This window comes from Pseudomonas entomophila (assembly GCF_023277925.1).
Taxonomy (GTDB): Bacteria; Pseudomonadota; Gammaproteobacteria; order Pseudomonadales; family Pseudomonadaceae; genus Aquipseudomonas; species Aquipseudomonas entomophila_D.
The window spans coordinates 1,970,056-1,996,218 of the sequence record NZ_CP063832.1; the positions used below are offsets into that span (position 1 = coordinate 1,970,056).

27 protein-coding genes and 1 pseudogene are annotated in these 26,163 nt (G+C 62.1%); 7 read left to right on the forward strand and 21 right to left on the reverse strand.

The window, feature by feature from the left end:
- Position 1: 1 nt before the first annotated feature.
- The gene (locus IM733_RS08375; protein ID WP_248920426.1) at positions 2-3,478 is read right to left on the reverse strand and encodes a response regulator; all 3,477 of its coding nucleotides are present in this window, start codon (positions 3,476-3,478) and stop codon (positions 2-4) included.
- A 255-nt stretch (positions 3,479-3,733) separates the two neighbouring features.
- Between IM733_RS08375 and IM733_RS08380 the strand changes: the two genes are divergently transcribed.
- The gene (locus IM733_RS08380; RefSeq protein WP_248920427.1) at positions 3,734-4,096 is read left to right on the forward strand and encodes a response regulator; all 363 of its coding nucleotides are present in this window, start codon (positions 3,734-3,736) and stop codon (positions 4,094-4,096) included.
- 113 nt (positions 4,097-4,209) lie between these two features.
- On the opposite strand, the gene cobF is transcribed toward IM733_RS08380, so the two are convergent.
- Entirely contained in the window at positions 4,210-4,959 is a 750-nt protein-coding gene (cobF, locus tag IM733_RS08385) for a precorrin-6A synthase (deacetylating) (protein ID WP_248920428.1), read from the reverse strand.
- A gap of 71 nt (positions 4,960-5,030) precedes the next feature.
- Positions 5,031-6,320, reverse strand: a complete 1,290-nt coding sequence (locus tag IM733_RS08390) for an OprD family porin (RefSeq protein WP_248920429.1) — start codon at positions 6,318-6,320, stop codon at positions 5,031-5,033.
- Positions 6,321-6,678: 358 nt separating this feature from the next.
- Here IM733_RS08390 and IM733_RS08395 point away from each other — a divergent pair, with 358 nt between their 5' ends.
- The 3 genes from IM733_RS08395 (at position 6,679) to IM733_RS08405 (ending at position 8,111) form a co-directional block, all read left to right on the forward strand.
- A complete protein-coding gene (locus IM733_RS08395; RefSeq protein ID WP_248920430.1) occupies positions 6,679-7,038 on the forward strand; it encodes a histone-like nucleoid-structuring protein, MvaT/MvaU family in 360 nt (119 codons plus the stop codon).
- A gap of 206 nt (positions 7,039-7,244) precedes the next feature.
- Positions 7,245-7,772, forward strand: a complete 528-nt coding sequence (gene gloA, locus IM733_RS08400; RefSeq protein ID WP_248920431.1) for a lactoylglutathione lyase — start codon at positions 7,245-7,247, stop codon at positions 7,770-7,772.
- A gap of 96 nt (positions 7,773-7,868) precedes the next feature.
- Positions 7,869-8,111 (forward strand): hypothetical protein, encoded by a 243-nt coding sequence (locus IM733_RS08405; RefSeq protein WP_248920432.1) that lies wholly within the window; start codon positions 7,869-7,871, stop codon positions 8,109-8,111.
- Positions 8,112-8,234: 123 nt separating this feature from the next.
- On the opposite strand, the gene IM733_RS08410 is transcribed toward IM733_RS08405, so the two are convergent.
- The gene (locus IM733_RS08410; RefSeq protein WP_248920433.1) at positions 8,235-9,056 is read right to left on the reverse strand and encodes a shikimate 5-dehydrogenase; all 822 of its coding nucleotides are present in this window, start codon (positions 9,054-9,056) and stop codon (positions 8,235-8,237) included.
- Between the two features lie 164 nt (positions 9,057-9,220).
- On the opposite strand from IM733_RS08410, the gene IM733_RS08415 reads away from it, so the two are divergent.
- Entirely contained in the window at positions 9,221-9,568 is a 348-nt protein-coding gene (locus IM733_RS08415; protein WP_044488202.1) for a hypothetical protein, read from the forward strand.
- A gap of 101 nt (positions 9,569-9,669) precedes the next feature.
- Positions 9,670-9,852 carry a hypothetical protein gene (locus IM733_RS08420; RefSeq protein ID WP_248920434.1) on the forward strand — a complete coding sequence of 61 codons (183 nt, stop codon included), beginning with the start codon at positions 9,670-9,672 and terminating at the stop codon, positions 9,850-9,852.
- A gap of 431 nt (positions 9,853-10,283) precedes the next feature.
- Here the strand turns inward: IM733_RS08420 and IM733_RS08425 are convergent.
- From IM733_RS08425 to IM733_RS08480, 12 genes and pseudogenes are all read right to left on the reverse strand, one after another.
- Positions 10,284-10,522: pseudogene (locus tag IM733_RS08425) on the reverse strand (hypothetical protein).
- A complete protein-coding gene (locus IM733_RS08430) occupies positions 10,455-11,000 on the reverse strand; it encodes a DUF2514 domain-containing protein (RefSeq protein ID WP_248920435.1) in 546 nt (181 codons plus the stop codon). The pseudogene IM733_RS08425 and the gene IM733_RS08430 overlap by 68 nt, the downstream one beginning before the upstream one ends.
- Positions 10,997-11,428 carry a lysozyme gene (locus IM733_RS08435; protein ID WP_248920436.1) on the reverse strand — a complete coding sequence of 144 codons (432 nt, stop codon included), beginning with the start codon at positions 11,426-11,428 and terminating at the stop codon, positions 10,997-10,999. The genes IM733_RS08430 and IM733_RS08435 overlap by 4 nt, the downstream gene beginning before the upstream one ends.
- Positions 11,429-11,485: 57 nt before the next feature.
- The gene (locus IM733_RS25530) at positions 11,486-11,938 is read right to left on the reverse strand and encodes a tail fiber assembly protein (RefSeq protein WP_283107522.1); all 453 of its coding nucleotides are present in this window, start codon (positions 11,936-11,938) and stop codon (positions 11,486-11,488) included.
- Positions 11,935-12,609 (reverse strand): hypothetical protein, encoded by a 675-nt coding sequence (locus tag IM733_RS08445; protein ID WP_248920437.1) that lies wholly within the window; start codon positions 12,607-12,609, stop codon positions 11,935-11,937. The genes IM733_RS25530 and IM733_RS08445 overlap by 4 nt, the downstream gene beginning before the upstream one ends.
- A gap of 99 nt (positions 12,610-12,708) precedes the next feature.
- Positions 12,709-13,572: a hypothetical protein gene (locus IM733_RS08450; RefSeq protein WP_248920438.1), complete on the reverse strand. Its 864-nt coding sequence runs from the start codon at positions 13,570-13,572 to the stop codon at positions 12,709-12,711.
- An 8-nt stretch (positions 13,573-13,580) separates the two neighbouring features.
- The gene (locus IM733_RS08455) at positions 13,581-13,883 is read right to left on the reverse strand and encodes a hypothetical protein (RefSeq protein WP_248920439.1); all 303 of its coding nucleotides are present in this window, start codon (positions 13,881-13,883) and stop codon (positions 13,581-13,583) included.
- The gene (locus IM733_RS08460; protein WP_248920440.1) at positions 13,883-17,356 is read right to left on the reverse strand and encodes a host specificity protein J; all 3,474 of its coding nucleotides are present in this window, start codon (positions 17,354-17,356) and stop codon (positions 13,883-13,885) included. Before IM733_RS08460 ends, IM733_RS08455 begins: the two co-directional genes overlap by 1 nt.
- A 56-nt stretch (positions 17,357-17,412) precedes the next feature.
- Entirely contained in the window at positions 17,413-18,021 is a 609-nt protein-coding gene (locus IM733_RS08465; RefSeq protein WP_248920441.1) for a tail assembly protein, read from the reverse strand.
- 513 nt (positions 18,022-18,534) lie between these two features.
- The gene (locus tag IM733_RS08470) at positions 18,535-18,891 is read right to left on the reverse strand and encodes a VOC family protein (protein WP_248920442.1); all 357 of its coding nucleotides are present in this window, start codon (positions 18,889-18,891) and stop codon (positions 18,535-18,537) included.
- 400 nt (positions 18,892-19,291) lie between these two features.
- On the reverse strand, positions 19,292-19,723 hold the full coding sequence (locus IM733_RS08475; RefSeq protein ID WP_248920443.1) for a helix-turn-helix domain-containing protein: 432 nt from the start codon (positions 19,721-19,723) through the stop codon (positions 19,292-19,294).
- The gene (locus IM733_RS08480; RefSeq protein WP_248920444.1) at positions 19,723-20,043 is read right to left on the reverse strand and encodes a DUF4258 domain-containing protein; all 321 of its coding nucleotides are present in this window, start codon (positions 20,041-20,043) and stop codon (positions 19,723-19,725) included. Before IM733_RS08480 ends, IM733_RS08475 begins: the two co-directional genes overlap by 1 nt.
- A 370-nt stretch (positions 20,044-20,413) precedes the next feature.
- On the opposite strand from IM733_RS08480, the gene IM733_RS08485 reads away from it, so the two are divergent.
- Positions 20,414-20,599 carry a hypothetical protein gene (locus tag IM733_RS08485; RefSeq protein ID WP_248920445.1) on the forward strand — a complete coding sequence of 62 codons (186 nt, stop codon included), beginning with the start codon at positions 20,414-20,416 and terminating at the stop codon, positions 20,597-20,599.
- On the opposite strand, the gene IM733_RS08490 is transcribed toward IM733_RS08485, so the two are convergent.
- From IM733_RS08490 to IM733_RS08510, 5 genes are read right to left on the reverse strand one after another with little or no spacing between them, the layout of a single operon-like run.
- Complete coding sequence (locus tag IM733_RS08490) at positions 20,596-20,763, reverse strand: hypothetical protein (RefSeq protein ID WP_248920446.1); 168 nt, start codon at positions 20,761-20,763, stop codon at positions 20,596-20,598. The genes IM733_RS08485 and IM733_RS08490 overlap by 4 nt on opposite strands.
- Positions 20,764-20,788: 25 nt before the next feature.
- Entirely contained in the window at positions 20,789-21,544 is a 756-nt protein-coding gene (locus IM733_RS08495; protein ID WP_248920447.1) for a C40 family peptidase, read from the reverse strand.
- A gap of 2 nt (positions 21,545-21,546) precedes the next feature.
- Positions 21,547-22,296, reverse strand: a complete 750-nt coding sequence (locus IM733_RS08500) for a phage minor tail protein L (protein WP_248920448.1) — start codon at positions 22,294-22,296, stop codon at positions 21,547-21,549.
- Positions 22,297-22,305: 9 nt separating this feature from the next.
- Positions 22,306-22,644 carry a phage tail protein gene (locus IM733_RS08505; RefSeq protein ID WP_248920449.1) on the reverse strand — a complete coding sequence of 113 codons (339 nt, stop codon included), beginning with the start codon at positions 22,642-22,644 and terminating at the stop codon, positions 22,306-22,308.
- Positions 22,645-22,674: 30 nt separating this feature from the next.
- Positions 22,675-26,163, reverse strand: coding sequence for a phage tail tape measure protein (locus IM733_RS08510; protein ID WP_248920450.1), 3,489 nt, complete (start codon positions 26,161-26,163; stop codon positions 22,675-22,677).

Genomic DNA, 26,163 nt, shown 5'->3' on the forward strand with positions numbered 1-26,163 from the left:
TTCAGATTCGCTCCAATTGCGGCAGCCAGACCCGGATCAGCGAGAACAGGCGGTCCAGGTCGATCGGTTTGGCCAGGTAATCATTGGCGCCAGCCTGCAGACAACGCTGCTGGTCGTCCTTCATCGCCTTGGCGGTCACGGCGATGATCGGCAGCTTGCGCCAGCGCGGCTGCTGGCGGATCAGCCGGGTGGCCTCGTAGCCGTCCATCTCCGGCATCATCACGTCCATCAGCACCAGGTCGATGTCGTCGTTGGCCTCCAGGCACTCCAGCGCCTCGCGGCCATTACGGCCGATCTCGACGATCGCGCCCTTGTGCTCCAAGGCGCTGGTGAGGGCGAAGATGTTGCGCACGTCGTCGTCCACCAGCAGGATCTTGCGCCCCTCGAACACCTTGTCGCGGCTGCGCGCGGTCTTGAGCATGCGCTGGCGCTCGTTGGACAGCTGCGACTCGACCTTGTGCAGGAACAGCGTGACTTCGTCGAGCAGGCGCTCCGGCGAGCGTGCGCCCTTGATGATGATCGAGCGCGAGTACTTGAGCAGGTCGGCCTCTTCCTCGCGGGTGAGGTTGCGCCCGGTATAGACGATCACCGGCGGGAAGCTGCGGATATCCTCGGCGGTCATGCGCTTGAGCAGCTCGTTACCCAGCATGTCGGGCAGCTTGAGGTCGATGATCATGCAGTCGTAGATGTTCTCGCGCAGCAGCGCCAGGGCGTCCTGGGCCATGGCCACGGCGGTGATCTCGATATCGTCGTCGCCGATCAGGCGAGCGATGCTGTCGCGCTGCAGGTCGTCGTCCTCCACCAGCAGGATGTGCTTGAGCTTCTGTGTCAGCTTCGCCTCCAGGCGGGCGAACACCGCCTTGAGTTCCTCGCGGCTGGTGGGTTTGACTGCATAGCCCACCGCGCCCATGTGCATGGCCGCCTCGACGCGGTCCTCCACCGAGATGATGTGCACCGGGATATGCCGGGTGCTGGCCTGCTCCTTGAGACGCTGCAGTACCGTGAGCCCGGAATGGTCGGGCAGGCGCATGTCCAGCAGGATCGCGTCGGGCATGTACTGGGCGGCCAGTTCGAAGCCTTCATCGGCGGCCTGGGCCACCAGGCAGCTATAGCCCAGCTCGTGGGCCAGGTCGTAGAGGATGCGGGCGAAGTTCGGCTCGTCCTCGATCACCAGAATGCAGCGATTGCCGAACGGCGCACGCGCACGGTCATCGGCGAAGGCCGAGGCCGGGCGCTCGCTCCTGACCGAGGCCGGGGCCGGAGCCGGGGGCGCCGGCGGCAGCGCGTCGACCGTCGGGCGCTGGCTGTGTACCACGTTGCTGTGCTCCACGGTCGGTTCGAAATGCACCGGCAGGATCAGGCTGAACACGCTGCCTTGCCCGGGGCTGCTGTCGACGCTGATCTGGCCACCGAGCAAGTGCGCCAGGTCGCGGGAGATCGACAAGCCAAGGCCAGTGCCGCCGTACTTGCGGTTGCTGGTGCCATCGACCTGGTGGAAGGCGCCGAAGATCGCCTGCTGCTGGTCGGCGGCAATGCCGATACCGGTGTCGCGCACGGCGAAGACGATGCCCAGGCCCGCCTGGTGGCTGATGCCCAGGCTCACTTTGCCGCGTTCGGTGAACTTGATGGCATTGGACAGCAGGTTCTTCAGTACCTGCTCCAGGCGCTGGCGGTCGGTGTGCACCACAGGCGGCAGTGGCGCCTCGAGGCGCACCTCGAAGTCCAGGCCCTTGTCCTGGGCCAGGGGCTGGAACATGCCCTGCAGGCCTTCGGCCAGGCGCTCCAGCGATGTGCTCTCGGGGCGCACCTCGAGCTTGCCGGCTTCGACCTTGGCGATGTCGAGGATGTCGTTGATCAGGTTGAGCAGGTCGTTGCCGGCCGAATAGATCGACTCGGCGAACTTGACCTGGTCCTCGCTGAGGTTGCCCTCGGCGTTCTCGGCCAACAGTTTGGCCAGGATCAGCGAGCTGTTGAGCGGCGTGCGCAGCTCGTGGGACATGTTGGCGAGGAATTCGGACTTGTACTTGCTCGAGCGTTGCAGGTCGTCGGCGCGGGCCTGCAGCTCGACCTGGGCCTGGTTCAGCTCGCCGTTCTTGCGGTCCAGGGCCTCGGTGCGCTCGGCCAGTTGCTCGTTGGTCTGCTCCAGCTCGGCCTGTTGCGTCTCCAGGTGGGCCTGGGATTCCTTGAGCACGCGGGACTGCTCCTCCAGTTCCTCGTTGGCGGTCTTGAGTTCTTCCTGCTGGACCTGCAGCTCTTCGTTGAGCTGCTGCGTCTCGGCCAGCACTTCCTGCAGGCGCTGGCGGTAGCGGGCGCTTTCGATGGAGATGCCAAGGTTGTCGCCAATGCGCTCCAGCAGTTCCAGGTCGCGTTCCTGCAGCGGGCGCAGGAAGCCCAGTTCCAGTACGCCATTGATCTGCCCGTCGTCGCGGGTCGGCATCAGCGCGCCGCTGCGTGGCAGGCCACTGCCCAGGCCGGAGCTCAGCCGGTAGTAGTCCTCGGGCAGGTCGTCCAGGCGCAGCAAGCGGCCCTGGCGCAGGGCCTGGGCCAGCAGGCCGGCGTGCTCGCCCAGCACCTGGTCGCGGGCCTGCTGTTCGCTATCCAGGCCATAACTGGCCACTCGAACCAGCTTGCCGTGCTCGTCACGCACATACACGGCGCCGACCACGCTGCCGAGGTAGCTGGCGAAGAAGCGCAGGATATTGTCACCGAGCATCGGCAGGGTGAGCTGGCCAAGTACCTGCTCACCCAGCTGGGTCTGGCCGGCGCGCAGCCAGGCCTGGTGCTCCAGGCGCTCGGCCGCACGCTGCTGGCCCTGCAGGTTGTCGACGTAACTGGCAGACAGCGCCAGCAGGTCACGCCGCCCCAGGTAGGCGAGCAAGGCGCTGAGCGCGACGATGAACAGCACGAAGGCGGAAATCGCGGTCACCGTGACGCTGCTGACTTTCTCGTTGCGCGCCATGCGCAGTTGCTGCTCGGTGCCGATGAAGGCGTCGAACTCCTTGCGGATTTCGTCGGTAATACGTTTGCCACGGCCCCGGCCGATCAAGCCCTGATAGTCACCCTGGCTGCGGCGCAGGTTGATCATTTCGCTGCCGAAATTGTTCCATTCACGCTGTAACGCAACAATGCGATCGACGCGGTCGACCTGCTGAGGGTTGTCCGCCACCATCGCCTTCAGGCTTTCGAGGCTACTAAAAATGCGCGGCTTGGCCACCTCGTAGGGGTCGAGGAAGCGTTCCTCGCCCGACAGCAGGTAACCGCGCATGCCGGTTTCCATGTCGATCGACAGCTTGATCGTTTCGTTGGCATTGCCGATCACCCGGTCGGTGTGCTCGACCCATTGCATGGCCGAGAGCAGGTAGTTGATCACCGCGACAAAGGCCACGGCCCCCAAGAGCCCCACGCCCAGCGGCAGGCCGACATTGCGGCTCAACAACTTGCGGAAGCTGCGTTGGTCCATCGAGGCTGCTTGAATCATCTGAGTGTGCCCGAGCGAGAAAGTCCATTGAACAGTGTGGCGGCGACGTCATGTATGGCTTGCCCTGCGCTACACCGACCGGGTTGATACAGCGAGTCTAACCAGCTTTGGCGGATCTGGCAGGGCATTTAGCCAGTATTTGAAGGCGCTGCGCGCCAATCGTTCCATCTATTTACGCAGGTCGGTAAGCTTGGGAACTTCTACCGTTGCCGTGGGCACAGAGTAGAGACAAACCATCGAAACAGGATCCGCGCCATGCACCTTCTGGTAGTCGAAGACGACGACATCGTACGCATGCTGATAGTCGAAGTGCTCGACGAGCTGGGCTACACCGCTATCGCGGCGGAAAACGCCATCGCGGCGTTGAAGATCCTCGAAGACCCCAACCAACCCCTGGACCTGCTGATGACCGATCTTGGCCTGCCGGACATGCGCGGCGAAGCACTGGCCGGCAAGGCGCGCCAGGTTCGGCCATTGCTGCCGGTGCTGTTCGCCAGTGGCTATGCCGAAAGCGTCGAGGTGCCCGCGGGCATGCACCTGATCGGCAAGCCGTTCAGCATCGACCAGTTGCGGGACAAGGTGGTGGAGATCTTGGGCACGCCTCAAGGCCATGCCTGAGCCATTCGCCGGCAAAGCTGGCGTCTACAAGCCTCAGGACCAGCGCCGCACCTGTAGGAGCCGGCTATGCCGGCGAACAGGCCAGTGCCGACAAAACACCTCTCACAGGCCGCTCACAGCTCCCGCCGCAACAGGTAGGTATCCATGATCCAGCCGTTGCGCCGCCGCGCCGCCTCGCGCAATTCGAGGATGCGCGCCTTGACCGCCTGCAACGGCCCCGCCACCAGCAACTCGTCCGCCGTGCCCAGGTAGGCGCCCCAGTAGATCACCAGGTGCGGATCCTCCAGCGCGGCAAACGCACATGCCCCGTCAAGCATCACCACCACATTGTCGACCCGCGCCAGTTCGCCCAGGCGCCTTCCTGGCAGCACGGTCAATGGCTCGCCGATACGATTGAGGGGGATCTGGTGCCGGGCCGCCAGGGCCTGCACGCTGCTGATACCGGGGATGACTTCCAGGGTGAGCGCCACACCACGCTGGCGGACCAGGTCGAGGATGCGCAAGGTGCTGTCGTAAAGCCCAGGTTCGCCCCAGAGCAAAAAGGCGCCGACGTCATCGGCGCCCAACTCGTCGTCGATCAGGCGGGCATACAGCGCCGCGCGCTCGGCGTGCCAATCCTGCACGGCGCCGACATAGTCGGCGGCCTGCCCATCACGCCGGGGATCCTCGACCTGCACCAGGCGATACCCGCCCTCGGGCAGGTAGCGCTCGAGGATAGCCTTGCGCAGTTGCAGCAAGGCGCCCTTGTCGGCGCCCTTGTCGAGCACGAAGAACACCGTGGCGCGCTGCAGCGCCGCCACGGCCTCGAAGGTGACCTGGCGTGGATCGCCTGGCCCGATGCCGATCAGTAGCAGCTGTTTCATCGAATGCCTCGCCTGGATGCCGGTGGCCATTGTCGGCCGGCCACCGGTATTTGGCAAAGCGGCTGCCAGCTTTAGAAGATCGAGAAGTTGTAGCTGACGATCACCCGGGTCTCGTCCATGTCACGCGCCCATTTCTCGTAGTTGCTGCGGTAGGTGGAGTTGCGCAGGCGCACGCTGACGTCCTTGAACGTGCCGCTTTGCACCTGGTACTTGAGCTCGCTGTCGCGCTCCCATTCCTTACCTTCGGCCAGGCTGCCCGGGACCTTGATGTTGTCACCGTTGATATAGCGGGTGAAGAAGGTCAGGCCAGGCACACCAAGGGCCTTGAAGTCATAGTCGTAGCGCAGCTGCCAGGAGCGCTCCTGGGCGGCGGCGAAGTCGTTGACCTGGGCGTAGTTGACCAGGTACGGGTTGGTGCCGTCGAGGTACGGCATGGCGCTGTCGCCGAACATGCGCTGCCAGCCGGCGCTGATCTTGTGCCCACCCAGGCTGTAACCCAGCATGCCGCTAAAGGCGCGGTGGTCGATGTGGCCGGCGCGGGCATTGCCGATGTCGTCGCTCTTGATCACCCGCAGGTCGGCCGACAGGGTACCGACGTCCAGCGGCTGGCTGGCGACCAGGCCGAGGAAGTGCTGGCGATAGATGTTCTCCAGCTTCGATACCTGGTACTGGGCGCTGACCCGGTCGTTGAAGCGGTAGTCGACACCGGCGAGGTCGAAGTGGTCGGCCTCGATATCACAGGCGTAGCGCTTGTTCTTGCAGTGGACGCGAATATCCTGGCGGTCAGTGGAATCTCGCGCGGTGTACTGGTTCAGGCGCGCCAGGGTGAACTTCAGGTCGCGCACTTCCTCGGACGTCAGCCAGGCGCCATGGAACAGGGTCGGCAGCAGGCGGCCGTCGTTGTACTTGAGCAGCGGCACATCGGGCATCATCGAACCGTACTTGAACACGGTCTGCGAATACTTCACCTTGCCGGCGATACCCATCTTGGCGTACTGGTCGACGGAATGACGCGGGTTGTGTCCGGAGGACGGCAACAAGCCGCTGTTACTGTCGGCCGGGCTCGAGTCCAACTTGTAACCGAGCATCCCCAGTGCATCCACACCAAACCCTACCGGGCCCTGGGTATAACCGGACTGGACATTGAGGATGAACCCCTGCGCCCACTCCTCACGCTTTGACGCGCCCTGGCTGGAACTGCTGTGGCCGTCACGGAAATCCCGGTTGAAATAGACATTGCGCGCTTCGACCTTGGCACTGCTGTCTTCAATGAAACCGGCCGCCTGGGCGTTGACACCGGCACACAGGAAGAACAGGCCGGCAACTCGGCGCCCAGGGGCGAGGGGAAAGGGGGCAAACATGCGAGGGAACATCCAAAAGAGGGGCAGAAAACAATCCGAGCAGTCACCTGCATCGGCACTACGGGACAGGCGAACAGACTTCGACCATCATCTTGGATTTTGCGCCAATGCCTCTAGGGCAAGCCATTGGACCATGGTCTAGAACGGCCTGGCGAGGCCCGCCTGGGCATTTTCGAATAACGTGCAGGAAACCGACAAAGTTCCCGGGTAATTGATTGAAAGTTTGCTGTTTACCACCCTGCCCGGCACTACTACACTCACTATCAGCGAACAGCAGTCCCCCCCGCGTGGCCAACGTTCAATACAATCTTCATGTTCGTCACGTCATGCCACGGCAGACTTAACAGGAGTGATGACAGTGTCCAGACTTGCAGAGTTTCGTGCTGCCGAAAAAGCGCTTCAGGAACAGATGGCACAATTGGAAGCGCTGAAAAAGGATGCCGGCCTCAAACGCGAAATCGAATTCGAGCAGAAACTAGTCGGCCTGATGAAGAGCTATGACAAGCGCCTGCGCGACATCATCGCGATCCTTGACCCCAAAGGCGCGAGCAAGGCCCCCTCGGCACCCGTCAAGCAGCAACGCCGCCCACGGGTGGTGAAAGTCTACGAAAACCCGCACACCGGCGAGCTGATCGAGACCAAGGGCGGCAACCATCGCGGGTTGAAGGCCTGGAAGGAACAGTACGGCGCACAAACGGTGGAAAGCTGGGTGCGCTGATGAAATATCAACGCACTCTTCACACTTTTTTCACTTGTGCCCGCGCAGTATCGAACCAGCTAAAGGACTAGCGACCCCATCACGCGCCCGCACATGCGGGCCTCTAATTCCAGCGCCCTGCCACTGTGCAGGGCGCTTTCGTTTGCGCTGCCGGCTGACTGCCGTATCATGGCCCATCTCTTTTAGGCCCAGATCCCGGAGTACCCATGAGCCTGCACCAGCTGCAAACACTGCCCGGCGTCACTGCCCAGCCAGACACCGCCACCGCCCAGTTCGTCTTCAACCACACCATGCTGCGGGTCAAGGATATCGAGAAATCCCTGGACTTCTACACCCGCGTGCTGGGCTTCAGCCTGGTGGACAAGCGCGACTTCCCGGAAGCGGCCTTCAGCCTGTACTTCCTGGCCCTGGTCGACCAGAAGGATATCCCCGAGGATGACAGCGCGCGCCACCAGTGGATGAAGTCGATCCCTGGCGTGCTCGAGCTGACCCACAACCACGGCACCGAGAACGACCCTGAGTTCGCCTACCACAACGGCAACACCGACCCACGCGGTTTCGGCCACATCTGCATCTCGGTGCCGGACGTACGCGTCGCCTGCGAGCGTTTCGAGGCGCTGGACGTGCCCTTCCAGAAACGCCTGAGCGACGGCCGCATGAAGCACCTGGCCTTCGTCAAGGACCCGGACGGCTACTGGGTCGAGGTGATCCAGCCGACCGACCTGAAGGACTGACCTTCAGCCGTCGCGCTCGTCGGGCGGGGAACGCCCGCCCCCTTGCTGTGGTATATGAAGAAGACGCTTCTTCCATGCCACAGCGAGGTCAGGACGATGCAAACCCTTCACTGTGAATACCGCAAGCACACCATCACCGCCAGTGTGATGCCCCACCCCGACTCGCCCCTGCCCTATGCCGCCGGGTGCCTGATCACCGACCCGCAAGGCCACACCAGCCGGCGCTTGTCGATGCCGATGAAGTTCTTCTCCGACCTGAACAACGCCCAGCACGTATCCCTGGCCCATGGCCGGGCGCTGGTGGATCAACGGCTGGACGAGGGGCATGACACCTTCTGACAGTGAGTATCCCCCCTTTAGGAGCGGCTTTAGCCGCGAAGCAGGCACCGCGATGCAGGGCATCCGCTTCGCGGGTGATCGCGGGTAACCCCGCTTCTACAGGAAAAAGCGAAGCCAACGCGATCACGCCTGCCTGGCAAACGCCACCGCCGCCGCGACTTGCTCGTCACTTGGGCGCACCCCGGTATACAGCACGAACTGTTCCAGCGCTTGCAGGGCAATGACTTCCAGCCCGGTGATCACGGGCTTGCCCAGCGCCTCGGCCTGCTGGATCAGCGGCGTGCGCGCCGGCATGGCAACTACATCGAATACCTGTTCGGCCGCCGCGATCGCGGCTTCACTGAACGCCAGCTGGGCGGCCTCCGGGCCACCCGCCATGCCGATCGGCGTGACATTGACCAGCATCGACGGGCATTGGTCACCCAGTTCTGGCAACCAGCGGTAACCACACGCCTGTGCCAACTGTCGCCCGGCCGGCTCATTGCGCGCCACGATGATCCCGTCGCGAAAACCCGCATCGCGCAAAGCGCTGGCCACCGCCTTGGCCATGCCACCGCTACCGCGCAGGGCAAAGGCGGTGCCCGGGTCGACCCGATGCCGCGCCAGCAACTGACGCACCGCCAGGTAGTCGGTGTTGTAGGCCTTCAGGCGCCCCTGGGTGTTGACCAAGGTGTTCACCGACGCAATGGCCGCCGCGGACGGGTCGATCTCGTCCACCAGGGCCATGCAGGCCTCCTTGTACGGCATCGACACCCCACACCCGCGGATACCCAAGGCACGGATACCCGCCACGGCGGCCGGCAAGTCCTGGGTGGTCATGGCTTTGTAGTAGTAGTCCAGGCCCAACTGCTGGTAGAGGTGGTTGTGAAAGCGTACGCCGAACGTGCCCGGGCGCCCGGCCAGGGAAATGCACAGGACGGTATCCCTGCTGGGTGGTGTGCTCATGGCCTGTTTCTCCGCGTGTCGACTGAAACGATTGCGCCAGCCTACCAGACACGACCACCGGTCGCCCCTTACACAACCTTTACCCTCCCCCTGCGAGCACTTGACGGTTGCCGGAGTCATAGTAATCAAGCCCCGAGCCTGGGGTTGTCTTGCGAGGATTGGCCATGAACCGTTTCATCCCCGGAATCGCCCTGCTGGTCGGCGCGCTGGCCATCAGCGGGCAGGCATCCGCCCATGGTGGCGGCTGGTATGGCCCGGGCCCGGTGCTCGGCGCGGCAGTGGCGGGCGTGGTGGTCGGCGCGGCGATTTCCGGCGGCCATGACCGTACCGTGTACGTGCAGCAGCAGCCGGTCTACGCACCTGCGCCAGTCTATGTGCAGGCGCCACCGCCGCCACCGCCGGTCTATTACCAGCCCTATGTCGTGGAACGCTACGTACCCGCCCCACCACCGCCGGTCTACCGCCGCTACTACGGCCCGCCACCGGTGTATTACGGGCCACCGCGCTGGTGAGCGGCATAGTTGATAAAACCAATGACCACTATCGAGGACATTGATTTCAAACCCCGAGGGCGTCTGCGTAAGGTGGGGCCATGTTTACAGGAGATGCCCCCATGGCCCCTATCCAGATCATGTCCGTCGTCGGTAGCGCCGTCCCGAACAACCTGCGTCAGCAGGGCCTGCTGGCCTGCTGGTACCTGATACGCAACGGCGAGGCCATCAGCGGCCCGCTGACCACGCGCTCCTCGGCGCAGGCCCTGGCCGACCGGCTGCACGATTCAAGCTTCATCGCCTGACCTGAATTTGTTGTTGTGCGTTGCTCCCTACGCCCCTTCTGGCCCGCCCTTCCCGGCGGGCTTTTTTTGCCTGGGTGGATGCGCCTGCGGGGTTACAGGTGGCTGACAGAAAATGGTACAGGATTAAATTTCGTTCACGTTGCGCCCTTTGGATATAAGGCATTCGACAGCCGTTCGGCCATACTCCAAAGATGTTTTTCGTGTTTTCGTGAGTTTTGCAAAGTGACGAAACCCAATGAATACGGGGGTTTCGTCACTTCGCGTCACGCTCCGTCACCCGCAAAAACACAGCCATTGGTACAAAAAGTGGTACGAATAACTTCCCACTCTTCGGCGTTCTGCCGGTCCCGCCAGCCGTCCTGGCTGACGTTACTCCCACTCCGCTTCACGCTCAGCATGAGCCCACAACCTGGCCGCTTTAGGTGCCAGGGTCAATGCCGCGTGAGGGGTTGATGCCCGAGCGCATACAGCTGGTAATCCGTCACGGCCTTGTACGCCGACTCAGCGTCAGGCTCAGCCGCTCGACTTCCTCTGGCGGCGCGCCAGCGTCCTGGGCCTCGTGATATCGACGCAAAGCGGCAATCGCCTCCCGAATCAACGGCTCACCCGCTTCGATCATTCCCTCGATGGTTCGCTTCACGGCTCGGTCCTGACGGTTTGACCAAGGCATTATAGGACGCCTCGCAGGCAAGCCCAGCTACTTGGGCACGGTCAAACGCTGCCGCCAGTTCTCCCGCTCGAGCATCAGCCCGTGCGAGCAGGTCGGAGAGCACCATTGCGGCGCGGCGGGCTGCCTCGCCTCGAGCGGCAACGGCGGGATCCGCGCCGGCGCAACCGACGGTGGCGGCGAGTTTGCCGGCGTCGTCGTGCAGCCGCTGGCCAGCAGCATCAGCCCCAGCAGCAGAACCTTCGGCAATCGTTCGTTGTTCCTGAGCATGCGCCCTCACCCCCTCCTGCGCCTGGGCGCGTCGTTGTTCTTCGTCCCGCGCGGCACGCTCTCCAATCACTTCTGCCAGGCGATCACCGCTGTCCCGCTGCGCCGATGCTGCGACGGCCGCCACGCGCTCGACCTTGCGCCCATGCTCGTAGGCGCCCCAGTAGGACGCCAACACCAGCAAGAGTGCCGTGCCGCGTATCCACCAGTTCACGCCGCCTCCAGAAACAGAGCGCGCTCAGCGTCACGCCGGCGCACAAGGCCGGCAAGCACCTTGCCCCCGGCCTTGTTCCAGCGCGGGAATTGCTCAGCCGCGGCGGCATAGTCGCCAGCGTTGAGCAGACGGCGGAGCGTTGACGACTCGAGGTTCGCCGAGCCGAGGTTGTAGGTGAAGCTGATCACGGCGTCCCACTGGTTCTGGCTCAGCGGCGCCGTGACCAGGCGTTGCACCTCCGGCTCGAAGCGCTGCACGTCGTTCAGCAGCATGCGCTCAGCCTGCGCCTTGCTGATCGACATGCCTGCCTTCACGCCGCGCGTGGTGCCATAGCCGATAGTCCAGACGCCGACGGCATCCTGGTAGGCCAGCAGGTGCAGCCCCTCGAACGACTTGATGAGGCTCAAGCCACGTTGCGATGTACGCATTTGGTTACTCCAGGCAAAAAAATACCGCCAGGCGGCGGTCGGTGGATTCGGTGCTAATCAGGCCGGCGGCGCGGGCCAGTCGATGGTGTTCGGGTAACCAGGCTGATCAGGCAGGCGGTTCAGCGCGATGCGGTAGCGCTTCCAGTCCTTGAGCAGCGCCGCTTCCGCGTCGGTTGCGTCGTCGAGATCGACAGCATCCTGCAGCGGTGCAATTGCTGAGTCGGCAGCGGCGCGGCGGTGTGCAGTCTCGGCCTGAGCCTCGCGCAGTTGCAGAGCAGGAAGCAGTACATCTATCTCGATCTGAGACGCCTTGCGCCAGCCCTGAATCTCGTGAGTACTCAACACAAGCATGGCCCCGTCGGTCCAATAAGCGGGAGTCGGGTCAAGGTATGCGCTGACCTCGGCCGCGCTCATTTCGACATAACCGAAAGGCAAGTAGTCGTCGATTGGAACGCCCTGCTCAAAGGCCATTACCTGGCTGCCAGCAGGGTTTCGGAAATATCGCATCATCTGAGTTCACTCCATGCGGTAAGTGCGCTGACGGTACCGTTGGATGCACCAACTGAATATGTTGCGCCTGGCGGGACAATGGCTGTGGCGGTCGCAATATAGACCCCTGCCGCCCCCGCATAAGCTGCGTACACAACTGTGCCTCCGATTGTGATGTTGAGCGCGGTATTCACCGATGAGGCAGGACCGGCATGAACAATCACCTGGATCGGGCGGCCGGTCGTGTTCACGTACAGCGGGCCGAGCAAACGCTGTGAGAGCATGCTCTGCCACGCCTGGGCTACACCTACATCACCGATGCCCAGCGCGGTCTTTGCCGCGACGGCAGTTGTAGAACCGGTTCCACCCTGGGCAATGCTCAGCGCGGCCGTCAGACCATTCAACGATGTAATGTCGCTGTTTGCGCCACGGCTGGCGGCACCTATGTTCAGGCGCAACGTGGCGACATCCGCTGCTCCGCCGAACAGTGCGAGCGTGCTACCCCACTGATCAACGATCTGCCGCAGGCGGTCAGCCGCTTCTTTCACGTAGCCTTGCATCGGGGCCAGGCCGTAGCTGCCAGCGGCAACTGTCGAGCCCTGATAGGCCGGAAGAATGCCAATCACCGACGCGCTCGCGATGTTGGCGACCTCGTACCACCGCCCGTCAGGGCCTTGGAATGCATCACCCACACGAGCATTCAGCGTGAAATTTGTACCTGTGCCAGTCACTGTCGTTTGGCCGGCAGTGATCGCAACCGTACCCGTTCTATACCATGGCATGCGATTTTCTCAGTTGTAGGGGAATGGATAGCCGCTGGTCCTGATAACCAGCGCAATTGGGTAGCGGTCTGTCGGCACATCGAAGTAAGCATTTGCGCTTTGGGCCGGCGCTCGCTGCTGGGGAAGAAGCGTCGTTCTTGCCGACATGCAGAACATGAACTCCACGCCCCCCACCACGCCATAGGCGCCCTCCTGCACCGCTGTCAGGAATGGATAGATGTAGGGGCTGGTGAGCGGGCCTAAGCCTGCACTTCGGGTGAAGTTCACATAGGCTGCAAACTCCTCCGGCGAACCGAGCGAGACTGTCACCCTGTTGATCACGTTTGCCGGACCGCCCGGATACACCGGGCCGTATGACCTCGTGCCGCCAAAATACGGGCTGCTTCGATAGCTCGTTCCCGGGATTGAAATTGGTGCCGGCTCCGGCGGCGCCACCGTTGCAACGATGTTGAGCGGCCGCTGACTGGAATTAAATGTCAGCACGCCGTCTTCTCGAAAGCACTTCATCCCGGTGATCGGTCCAGTGTCGCGCATGGTGTCGAAGTAGAAGAACTTCGTCGAAGTACTCGCGCCGATGTAGTAGAAGGTGGTGATATCGCCAGCCTTCGATGACCCGCACGGCGATCCGCTTCCCGTGATGAACACTATCGGAGCCACTGCTCCGGATACTGAGAACCCCAGTACCGGCTCGGTCGTACTGCTCTCCGTCCAGTTTGATGGGTCGCTTGGATCAAGCTGGACCGACCGCAAATCGAGGCGCGGCCAGTATGTCTGCAGCGATAGGTAGCCACTCTTCAAAAGCCCATACGACACTTTGCTGGTGTCATACAGCACGCTCCCATCCGGCTTGTATGAAATGAAACCCGTGGTCATGGCACCCCTCAGTAATATCCGTAGTGGATGCGGCAGTTCATGGAGTAGTAGCCCCAGCCTCCGGCATATGAGTAGGCCCAGCTCAGTGTCGTGCCGCTCAGCGTGATACCTGGTCGCTTGCCGAGGTTGCGGTCTTGGGCACTTAGCTCGGCCACCGCATAGAACAGCGTCCTCCCGGCTGGCGGCGACGGGACAGTGATCGTCCCATTCACTGCCCCCGTATCGATATACCCCAGCATCTGGCTGATAGAGGACGTCATGTCGATCAGCAGCGTGCCGTCGGGGGCGTAGGCCAGAAATCCGGTAGCCATCAGATGTTGATCCCCATCTTCGTGGCCACCTGGCCGTTCGGGTAGTAGGTGTTTAGCGAACTGTTCGAGATCGTCAGGCGCTCGCCGCCGGCGCCGGTGCCATTGATCTCGATCGCCCCGCTCTTCTGGATTCGCCAGCCGCGCTGCCCGGCAATGAAGTCGTTCGACTGGATCGTGTCGCCGATCATTGCGTTGGTGATCCAGCCGGTGCCGATCAGCGCCTGGCTGATAAACACCTGACCGCCCTGCACCGTGAACGGCGAGGTGAGCGTTCCGTTGATGTTGTTCACCACGGCGAACCGATCAGCAGACACAAGGAACTGACTCTGCAAACCTGCCGGACCGTTCTCTATGCCAAGGCCAATGCCGGCGGCAACGTATTGGCCTTGGGCGTTCAGCTGCATCCTTACCGCCCACATTGTGCTGGCCTTGCCCTCGAAGTTGGCCTGCGCCTGGCTGACGGTCTGCACCGTGGCGCTGGTCTGGCCGAGCTGGGCGCCCAGCGTTTCGGAGCTGCGCGCCAGGGCGTCGGCCTGCGTTGCTCGCACCAGCTGCTCGCGCGCGATCGCCGCCGTCGAATCCCACAACTTCAGTGCGCCAGCCAGGTCGCCCTCGGCATTGTCGTCGCGGGCGGAGGCGCGCAGGACCTGCTGGCTCTCGGCCGTTGAAGTAACCTTTCCGTCGACGTCCTCGATTTTCGTCGTGTTGGTCGCAACCTGCTGCGCCAAGCCGTTGACCGATTCGACAGACTGGCCGACATCGAGCCACAACGCGGCGTTGGGTGGCGCGCTCGCGCCCGAGGCATCAGCCGGCACGGGCACCTTGGCCTGATAGATCCGGCCGGCGACGACGACCATCTGGCCAACCTCGTAGGCCAAACCCTTGTCGTAGGCCTTCAGCCCGTCCAGGGCGTCGATCTGGTCCTGCAGGCCGTCGATCTTGTCCTTCAGCTCCTGCCCCAGCATGGACTCGTCAATCTCGCCAGAGATCATGTCGAGGATCGGGCCGGGGTCGGTCTGTGCTATGCCCTGGACAACAGTCGGCGCCACCGGGTACCACGGGCCGATGTTGCCGGTGCGATCAACCAGGCGCGCCCAGAAGAAGAACCGCGCCCCCGCGGCCAGGCCGGACATCACGTACTCACTTTGTGGGTAGGCCAGGTCGGCCAGCTTCGTGGCTTGGGAGAGGTCTGTGGTCGCCCCATGCCAGATCTCGGTGCGCTGAGTGTCCTCGGCCCCGGGCGGCATCCCCCACTTCAGGCGGATCGCGAAGATCTCGCTGGTCGCGGTGAGGTAGGTAACCGCTGGCGGCGCCCCCTCCTTGCCCTTCAATTCGGTGAGCACCGAGCTGCGCCAGGTCGACGTGATGTCGAAAGCGCTGACGGCGCGTACGCGGGCCAGGTACTGGCCGGCGTAGATCCCGACGACATCCACCGAGGCAGTGCCGGTGCGCTGCAGCCGGATCCAGTTTCCGCTGTCCTTGCGCCACTCAACGTCATACGCGACTGCGCCGTCTACAGCCGGCCAGCTGATCGTCATGGTGCTGACGGCCAGGCCCTGGCTGATCGCGTAGTCGGAAGTGAGGGTCACGCTCGCCGGCGGCGGCACCGTGGTCACCGGGATAACGCTGATCGGCCGTTCCTCGAGCTTCGCGCCAGTATCGATGGCGGCGAACTTGCTCGGGTTGAACTCGAGCGCCGTGATCTCGTACTCGCCCTCGGCGGTGCGCGAGGTCTTCAGCACGCGGAACAGCTGGACCGCCAGGTCGTCGGCATCAATGGCCCATTGCAGCTCTGGCTCGGGCGGCGTGCTGTAGGCCGTGGTCACGGTCACGGCGCGGCCGGCTACCGACGCTACAGTTCGGCCCTGGGCACTGCCGTTGGGCAAGTTGATGATCAGCCGGTCGCCGGCCTTGATCTGGGTGTCACGGTCCAGGGTCACGATCTTACCGGCTGCGGCTGCGATGCGCCCACCATTCGACCGGCCAGACAGCAACTCATCGGCAACAGGGATGACGTGGCCAGGCAGCGGGATGCGCCCTTCCATGCCGGTCTTGAACGTAACGGTGCGGTCCTGGTTGTTGCTCAGCAGTGCCCACTTCCCGCGGCGCTGGGCCTCGGAGGCCCGGGTACAGCCAATGGCCGAGAGCTCAATGGGCCGGTCCTGGTACCGACGTTGCAGCGCCAGGTCAGTAACCGGAATCACGTCGGTGTCGTAGTTGTTGCCCGGGTTGTCGTAGCTGACCAGGGCGCGACTGTAGTGCGTACTGCGCTCGGCGCCGCCGTAGGTGAACTCGCCGTCGATGACGTTGGCGCGGGTGAACACGTAGTCGAAGTCCTGCGCGCGCGGCATGTCGGCCTGCATGAACAGCGAACCCTGTGCCCAGTACACCATGCCCCGGTAGATCGCCGACAGATCACGCAGCAGCGTCCAGGCCTCGGCCTTGCCCTGAAGGTTCATGTCGCACAGGAAGCGCGGCTCCTGTCCCCCTACCCCGTCCGGCACCAGCTGGTCGCAGTACTGGGCGATGCGATACATCTCCCACTTGTCGACCATCCACGACTTGATGCGCTTGCCCAGGCCGAAGCGATCTTCAACGCAGAGGCCGTAGGTGATGAACGCCGGGTTGTTGGTCCAAGCCTGCTTGAAGGTTCCGTCCCAGGTGCCGGTGTAGGACCTGGCAATCGGGTCGTAATTGGCCGGCACAGGCCAGCGCCGAGCCTTGCACTTCACGGTCACCGACGGGATGTTCTGGAACTGCTCGGCGTCGAACTCGATGTAGAGCAGCGCGGTGTTCGGGTAGCGCAGCTTCTGGTCGATGATCTCGGTATAGCCCGCGATGGTCATCGTGTCCGCGATGGCGCCGGTGTTCTGGTTCGGCGTCAGGCGGCGCACGCGGAGGGTCCAGCCGGTCAGCGCCTTCGGCAGGTCGACACGCACAGAGCGCTGGTAGGTGCTGGTGGTCTTGCCGTCCACCGCGCCCAGACTGACCTCCACGAATGCGCCGCCATCGGTGGCCACATCGACGGCGTACTCGATGCGGTAGCCGTTGGTGTCGCCGGTGTTCGGGTCCTGGCTGAGCAGGCGCGGCCAGCTGAAGCGCAGGCGCACGGCCGACAGCTGGATGTTGCTGAGCGCCCGCGTCCACGGCGCATCGCTGCGCAGCTCGACGCCGACCGACGTTTCGCTCTCAACAGCCGGGATGCCCTGGATGTAGTCCTGCTCGATCGCGCCGCTGCGCCACTCCCACTTCACGCCCGGAAAGTTGACGTTGCCACTCGCGTCCATGATCGGGGTGTTGTCGAGGTAAATGTCGCGGTCCGTCGGCGTGCCGTCGAATTCACCCTCGCCCACCGCCAGCAGGATCTTGGCGATGTTGGTGGACCTCAGGCTGTCGGGCGCCTCGTAGGGAGCTTTGGACTTCTTCTCGCCGCCCTTGGCGCCGCTGATGACTGGGGGAAGTGCTGAGCCCATGCTTTCCTCCGGGCAATAAAAAGCCGCCCGAAGGCGGCCTGGTGTCTGCTCTGTTGCTACGCCTTGTCTTCGGCATAGATGGATGCCGAAATGATCGCACCGCCCCAGCGGCGCTCGCCGATGCAGATCGGTACCGGGTTGCCGCTGGCGGTGGTGTTCTTGGCGCTGCCGAAGGCGTAGGACGGCAGGTTCTCTGGGGCTGCGCTCTGTGACAGCCCCTTCGCCTGCGGGCTGAGCATTTGGATCACGCCGCCAGCAACGTTTGCCGCACCTGCTGCGTATAAAGCGCTTACGGCTGGGCCGGAGAAAAAACCAAATGGATTGAAATATGCCACCGCTATTAAGACTGCTCCAAGAACGGTTTGCAGCATGCCCCCACGCTTGCTCCCAGCAACGATAGGCACAAACCAAAGCTCGCTGGCACCGCCCAGATCAAGATCACGCTCACCAATGTTCTTGCCATTTTTGAAGACTGCAAAGTGTAGACCTCTGCCTTCTGCCTCGATTAAGTCACGAGCAAAGCCAGGATGGTTTACATCTATAGCTTTCGCTGCTTCTCTTGGATCGCCACGATCCAGCAGCAGGCTGTGACACTTACCGTACTTCCGCCCCAAAAAACCGCCCAACCGAATTTTGGTCCTTGGTGTGTAGTGAGCTGCTGTCATCACGTGCCCTCCAGGCATAAAAAAACCTCCCGAAGGAGGCTTGATGGAAAATGGCGCTGTTAGCCTGCGCAGGATTTCACGACCACTAGGACCTTATCGCTCGGTGCCTGCCAGGTTCGATGAAATCTGTAGAAAACCTTCGATGTCGTAGCCCCTGTCGGCACCACGTCTGCGACGTGCCACGGAGATTCGGGGTTCGGAGCGATGACACTAAACCCGCGACCAGATTTCTGAAGCACACCGCCGACACTTCCACCAATCAGCGAGGTCGACTGCCATCCGTCGCGTATACATTCAGCCGTCTGCTCAGCCGGCTTTTGCGATGTGAGGGAAAGTACAGGGGGGGTTGCCCGAATATCAGCAACATTCGCACACCCCGCCAGCAACGCCAGCCCAACCGCCCCGACCAGAATTCGCATGTCATCCCTCCTTGAAATGAGGGCAATCTACCACAGCCACGCCGCGCAACGCGCACGACGCCGAATACGCTGCAGGTTGCTGAGCTTCACTTGTTCAGTTCGTTTCGGTCCAGACTGCCAACTCATAGCCATCATGGTCGGTGAAGTGGAACCTCTTACCGCCTGGGAACGAAAACACCTCTCGGCTGATCTTGCCGCCTGCAGCCACCACCCTGCTCTGGGCGTCAGCGAGGTCGTCTGAATACAAGATGATCAGCGGGCCGCCTGGCCTGACAGGCTCGCCCGTGGTGAAACCGCCATTGAGCCGACCGTCACTGAACTCGGTGTATGTTGGGCCGTAGTCGACGAAGGTCCAACCGAACACCTTGCCGTAGAAATCCTTGCTGCGGCTGATGTCGCTGACGTTGAACTCTATGTTGTCGATCTGGCGATCCTTTCTTCTATTACTCATTGGCACCTCCCTGTTGGAGATCGAAATCTACCACAGCCAATCTGGGGCCGGTGCCAGCCGACAAACGAGCACAATGGCCTTGCCATTCGAACTATTCTTACATCTCTCAAACACTCACGCGAAGGGTGCCGAGATGCCCGAGAATGAAAAGCGGAGATTTGCCGAGGCGCTGGAGCATTGGGCTGAGACAGTTGAGGCTATGCGGGCCAGCGAGCGTGCCGAGGCGATCGCCACTGTCGAGGAGCTGGAGAAGCTGCACCTGCGACGGGCATTCCACGCCAGCGCCCTAGGGAAGCATCACCACTCAGGGAAGCATCACCACTCAGGGAAGCGTCGGAGCCAGGGGTAAGCGCCGGATACAAAAAAGCCCAGCGCGGGGCTGGGCTTAGGCGGGAAACGATTAGGCTGCGTGAGCTTCTACCCAATGATCCCCACAAATTTGGAATGTGGCCCCTTCATCTGGGGGCGTGTCGGCATTCACTCTCACCGGCCCGTAATTCGCTTGAATGTATGCGGAATACCACGCCCGCATTGCAATGTCAGACGCCCCTGGCACAGGCTCGCTGCCTTTCTTTTCCCAGTTTGCGATGGTTTGCGGATCCACTCGAAACAGTGCTGCCGCTTCCTCTTGGATCAGATCCTGCTCCTTGCGGAGAAACCTGAACTGGTGGCCTGTCATTGGCTTCTTCTGCTGGACAATGTCAACAGCAATAGCCCGATGGAGACCTTTCACGTCCTGGATCTTCACTCCTTTGCCGTAGGACGTCTCAACAATCGTGTAACCGTTCTTCAGGTAGATGCCTTCCAGGCCGCTCCCTGTATATTCGTACATTACTTTACCTCCCATACGGTGATGGCAATCATCTCGCCGGGATCAAGGACGGGCTTCACAGCCACGACAACGCAAACGATGTCCCGTGGCGCAGGCTCGCACATCCTGAACTCAAAGCTTTTGTGTTCTGCGCTATACGTAGGACCCTTCACTATGGCCCCGCGTTGCAAGCACCTCAGCGCCTCACCTACCGTCACCCCTCGCTGAGCAAGCCGCTCAAGGAAATGCTCAGTGAAAATCACTCTCGACGAGTCCCGTGACAGCACGTGAACCAGATCTTCGAGCTCCTGCGGGGACCACAGTGGTGAAATAGTGCTCATACGTACCTATAAGATTTATAGGTAGCGCAATACTAGTGCGCAACCCGTTATTGTCAATATCTGTGGCAAGCCCCACCCCAAAGGTAAAGCGCAGGGCCGCCCCGGTAGGCGTACGGAGGCCGATCTGGTCGACGTTTGTGCGACAAACGGTAGTCAGCGCCTGAAGCTTAGCCAAGAAAATCAAGGAGGTTGCGAATTTGAAGGAACTGAACGGGACCAAATAGCAGCACCCTGTCCACCCATCCACCCTGGACGGAAAGCCAGTACGCTGGCTGGACCGAGGCGTAGTAGCGTTGTGCCTCCTAACGAACCGCCCCGGTCCGTTGCCGGAAAGCCCATGGACTGGGGCAACGACAATAGGAGCTTATGAATGTCATTCAGCATCACTTGCGTAGGCATCGCCGAAGACGGCCGCTTGCTGGTCACCCTAAAGAGCAACCCCACAGGCACCCAAACTCAAATATGGGTGGCGCCGAACTCCCCGTTGCGAGACCTTACAATTGCCCAAATTGAACAGCTCGCAAAAGAGACCGCCGCCAAAGAGCACGCCTGCTAAAGCTTGCTCATCGACTCTAACGAGATGACTCTCTGAGCCAACGCTTGAACAGCTAAAGCGCGCTGGCTCTCCTCGTAAGTGAGGCGGACTCCCAGACAGGCTAAAGCCTCTCTGGTGCTGGCCAGGTCATTTTCCAACTGCTTTATCTTGTCCGCATCTTTCATATCCCTCTCCTGCGGCCTGGCCGCGTCATTTTGCGTCTCGGTGACGCAGTACAAGGCGCGTTCGGTCGAGCCAAGGCCCGCCAAACACGATGATTTCTGATGGTCTGCCATACAAGTGGTGCAGCAGGAACGGGCCAAGACCGTACAGGTCGGCCTGCTCGCCGGGCAGCTTTGGGTCGGCACCCAGGTAAATACCGGCATGGTTCGGGTGTGCCGTCCGGCCCACGGCCATGACGATCATGTCGCCGCGCTCAGGCCGGTCCACCTGGTAGAAGCCGGCAGCCTCGTAGGCCTGCTCGTACAGGCTCGGCCCGCCTGCCTGCTCCCACCAGCCATCCTCTCGGGCATAGGCGGGAAAGGTCAGGCCCCACTCGCGGCGATACCAGTCGGCGCAGACCTGCCAGCAGTCCCAGGCGCCGTGCACGAACGGCCTTCCCAACAGCGGCGTTTCACCGGCGGGCGTGATCATACGCAGGTCACCCTCCGGCCACGAAAGGATGTGCCACGGCAGGCCAGTGGCCTCGCACATGGCCAGGTCACGCGGCGACGGCCTGCTGGTTGCATCTGGGTGCGAGTGCACGATGCCGATTACCTGGCCCTGGTCTTCCGCCTCGGCGTACTGCTCAGGCGCGATGCGGAATTCTTCGGTCGGCTCGGTGGCCACGTTCACGCAGGGGAAGTAGACCTGCTTCCGGCCCACGGCCAGAATCAGCCCACAACACTCGCGCGGGTACTCCGCTGCGGCGTGCTGCTGCACGGCGGCAAGGATGTGTTTCAGCATGATCAGCTCCTGGTGATCAAGGAGACGGCTGGGAACCCGCCGAAGTTGAGCTGGTTACCCTGCCCGAAGCGAACAGCACAGCCGGTATCCAGGCAGCCATTGCACTGATCCTTGGCGGGATCATCCGTGGGGTTGCCGTCGAAGTCGAAGTAAGGCCCGGTGTAGCTGCAGTTCGGCCCGCGGTAGCCGTTGGTCATCGCCCAGTGGCATAGCTGGGTCATCTGCCGGCCGATGCTCTCGCCCCCGACATCACCAGGGCTGGCCAACTCCCACGACACAGTGGTCCCGTTCTCGGAAACCTTCTGGTCGATGTACCAGACCTCTGTGCTCTCCTCTGTCGGGTCGGCCTCAGGGTTCCCACCTGGGAAATTCGCTGCATCCAAGTATCGTTTCAGCGTGTGCCGAATCGTCAGCTTGAATTCGAGCAGGTTGTCGAAGGCCAGGCACAGAGCAGTGATCCGCCCGCCAACGTTGCCGACCGAGATAGTCGGGCGCACGGCGGTACCATCCGAGTTCGCCTCGATGCCCTCGATATGCATCGGCCAGGCGCCATACTCGTTGCCCTGCCACCAGATGGATCTGGCCGGCAGCTGGTCGGCATTGACGCCTGCTGCTGCCAGTTCCGTGGGCGTGTGCGGGATCGCATGCCCATGGAAGCGCAGAATGTCGGCGCCCCAGTCCGAGCCGTCGAGTTCGAACAGCAGCACCTCGCTGCCTGGCTGAAGCAGCTGGATGTCCTTGATCAATGACATGGTGGGTCCTTACGGGTGAAAAGCCCGCTGGAAGGTGGCGGTGACCTTGAACTGCTCGCCGCCCATGGGGGTAGGTTTGGGATCGGCGCAGGTGAACAGGCCCAGTTCGCCCAACGGCGTGCTCCAGAGGAATGCCTTCGCGCCGGCGTGCCGGTCAAAGAAGGCCATGACCTCCTGCACCCTGGACTTCCGGCCGGTGATGGTCACCGGGTAGCTGTCTTCCTTGTTGTTCGGGCCGTCGCCGACGATCTGCCGGTAGCCGCCGCCGAAACGGGACTCCCGCACCCGATACTTGATGTCGGGAGTCTCGCCACGTTCGGTGGGCCAGCGAAAGGTCTCTATCGCCATAGTGATCTCGGTAGGATGAGGATGAGGTAATCAGGACCGCCGCTGCATGGTCCTGCCAATGGCACCGTCAGGACGTAGGTCCATGCTCAAGAGCTTCCGATAGCGGGCATCAACGAATGCGCCGATCTCTTTCCCGAATTGCTCCATGCCAGGGTTGTTTGTTTGAACCTGGTTTGAGCCATCGCTGTTGATGGTAATGCTGACCGCAACAGGTGCCGCCTGCCCTCCCACACTGGCGGCCGCGATCTGCCTTGGGACAGCCATCGGCGCCACCAGCCCGCCATCGGCGTAGCCACGGGCGTTCAGCGTCTTGAGGAAGTCGAGCATGCCTGGCTGGCTGACCACCTCCTTCCTCAGCACAAACTCACCGCCATGCACTATCCCGGCCGGCTCATACTTGCCACCGTCACCGGTGTAACCGCCGCTGGAGAACTTTGGGGTATAGGTCATGCCTGAAGAAGCGCTGCCCAGGCCAAAATCGAAGCCACCAGCCGACGCTCCGCCAGATGAGCCGCTCGCCGCAGCGCTGCCACCACCGAACCATGCCCCCATAGCGGTGCCAGCGATACTCGATAGCAGACCAGACGCCGCTTGCCGGGTTGCAATCCGCGCCATGTCAGCCAGGATCGACTTGGTGAAGTCGGAGAACGAGAACTTGCCGGATATGGCGAAGTTCGCAACCGCATCCTCCATCGAGCTGAAGGCGTTGGTAAACAGGCTCTTCGTCTGTCCGGCAACATCCCGCGCAGACTCCAGGTAGTTCTGAAAGGCCGACGAGGCGCCACTGCGCCAGTTTCCTTGGGCTTCAGAGATCTTGTCGTAGTTTTCGACCACAGTGTCACGGTACTTGTCCTCGGCGCTGACCAGTATGGCCAGGTCACGCTCGTAGTCATCCTGGCTGTACTTGTCCGGGGCCGTGCGGCGACGGTCCAGCAACTTGGCACGTTCATCGTTGAAACGATCAGCAACCCCGTCCAAGTCACGCTGTAAGCCGGCCTGACGATCACCAAGTCCAAGAGCGCTTGCAGCCCTGGTGCCGGAGGTCGACAGAGCAGCACGTTGACGATCCAGCTGGTCAACGTACGCCTGGGTGGCGAGCTCCTGCCGCTTCAGTCGGCCCTCCTCATTCGTGGCCAGCACGGTCAGTTCCGAGTCTGCGTCCTTCTGCGCCTTGACCATTGCGGCGCGCGCATCGGCGATCTTCTGGTCAAGCTGGATGCGCTGCTGTGCCGATGTGGTGCTGCGACCCTTTGCTGATTCCAAAGCCTGGATTTCTGCGTCGTAAGCGTTCGTGACCTCAACCTTTTGCTGCTCAATGATCGCTGCCCGCTGTGAAGCGTACGACTCTTGCGAGATCAGACCGGCCTTCTGCGTTGCATCCAGTTCCTTCTGGACATTGTCGTAGTAACCGGTGATCGACTTGAGCTGGTTTTGAGCGCCATTGAAGGCTGTCAGGTCGACAGCACCTGCTGACGGGGTCGCAGGGTCTTTGTACTTGTCCCTGATGTTCTGAATGTCTTTAGCGATCTGTTTCTCATCCAGCAGAGCGCTGGTTGAGTTCCGCTTTCTCAATTCATCGACGCTTTTCCGGTAGTCGGCGATCTCCTTGTCGCGCTTCTGCTCGTTGCTTTGGAAATCCGCCCGCACCTTGCCGATGTGCTGCGCAGCTGCCAACGCCTTCTGCTGCTCTTCCTGGGCCGCCCCTTTCGCAGCAGCCCGCCGATCCTGCTCGCTCTTCTCAACGAGTAGCTGGGTTCTTTCAGCTTCCAGCTTGGCAACACCATTGGCTGCCAGCTGTCGTCCAAAGTCGCCGCCAATGGCTTCGCCTTGCGCTTTGAAATCAGCAATGCGCCTCTCAAGCTCCGACATTTTGTCAGCGAAGGATTTCTCCCGCCCGACATTGAGCATCGCGTCCCATGCGCCTTTGGCCCCGTCTTCAACGTCCTTCCAGGCCGCCTCGATAGTTCCGAGATTTGCCTTCACCTTCGCTGACACCGAGTTCAGCGATTCCGCGTAGGCTGTGCTGGCGACCTTTGCCGCTTCCTGGGTTTTCCCTTGGCGTTCCAGCGAGGCGATTTGTTCGTAGGTGCTGGCCGTCAGGAAATTAAGCGACTCGTTGAGAGCGACCGTCGCCTTCAGCGGCTCCTTGGCGATCTTCTCGAAGTTAGCAACAGTCTCCGATGCGGCCTTTTCCGTAGCATCCTCGAAGTTCGCAGCTGCTGTTGCGATCATCTCAAACGATGTGACCGGGATGCGGGTAGACGCCGCCAGCCGCGCCAAACTCGCGGCGGCTTCATGAGCGGTCCCGTTTGCCTCTGACACGGCCTTGGCCATGACGCTGAGCTGCGCAGCGGTGGTTCCTGCTGTGTTGCCAGTTAGCGCCAGTGCCGTCTTGTATGCGGTGGTCTCAGAGCTGCCTTGCTTGTACGCAATACCCAATGCGACAAGAGCGGCAGTTGTAGCGACTACTCCCCCAAGGACCAGACCGAAACCGACACTCAGTGGAGGAGTTGCGGCAGTCAGCGCGTCAGTTGCTTCTTTCGCATTCTTCGCAGCGTCGGCTGCGGTGTTCGCGCCCTCGGCCATTGAGCCCAGGCTTTCGCCCGCAGCCTCCGCTCCTTCTGCGGCCGCTTTGCCTCCGGTACCGACGACCTCGAGTGCATTGCCTACGGTTCCGATCCCTCCGCCCAGACCAAGCACGGACTTGATCTTCGCGCCAAGTACATCGATTGTCGGGCCTATACCGCCGAACGAGTCAGCAATCTGGCCTCCCTGCTGGATCAATACCAGCAGCGGATTTTGACCACCGGCCAAACTGGTGAAAATGTCAGTGAATTGGGCCGGCAACTGACGCAGCGCTGCCTGAGTCTGTCCTGTCGATATACCGGCTTGACGCATGCCCTCGCTGAACTCGCCCAGTTTCTGCCGGCTGGTTTCGATTCTTGCGCTGTACTCGCGGAACGTGTCTGCATCGATCAAGCCCGCATTGCGGTATTTCTGCAGGTCGGCCTGTTGTTTGTCGAGCTTGTCGAGTGCCGCCACAACAGGGTTGATCTTGCCGAGCAGATCCTGCAAGCCTTCGGCCTGAAGGCCGGTAGTGGCTGCCGCCCGCTTTGCGGTTTCGGCGAGACGGTCCTCGGTTTCGATGATCGCTCGGCCGCGGGCATTGATCTGCTCTTGATAGGCGGACCAATCGGCAGCTGAGGCCTTCGCGGAGCCCATGGCGGCGCCGGCACCGGTCACACTTGCAGCCAGCGACTTGTGATAATCGCTGGCATCCAATGAGGTCTTGGCCATCGCCGTCAGGCGGGCCATCGCATCATCCGTGGTTTCCGCGACCTTGGCTTCGGCCGTTGCAAGGCCCCCAGCAGCCGATGCGGCCTTTCCGAAACCCGCCGCCAGGCTATCGGCAGCCTGCTCTGCCCTGCCGCCCGCCTGTGCCAGGAGGTCTAAGTTGTCCTTCGCCTCAACGGCATCTCCGGAATCAATCTGCAGACCGAGAGAGGCAATGGTGGTCAT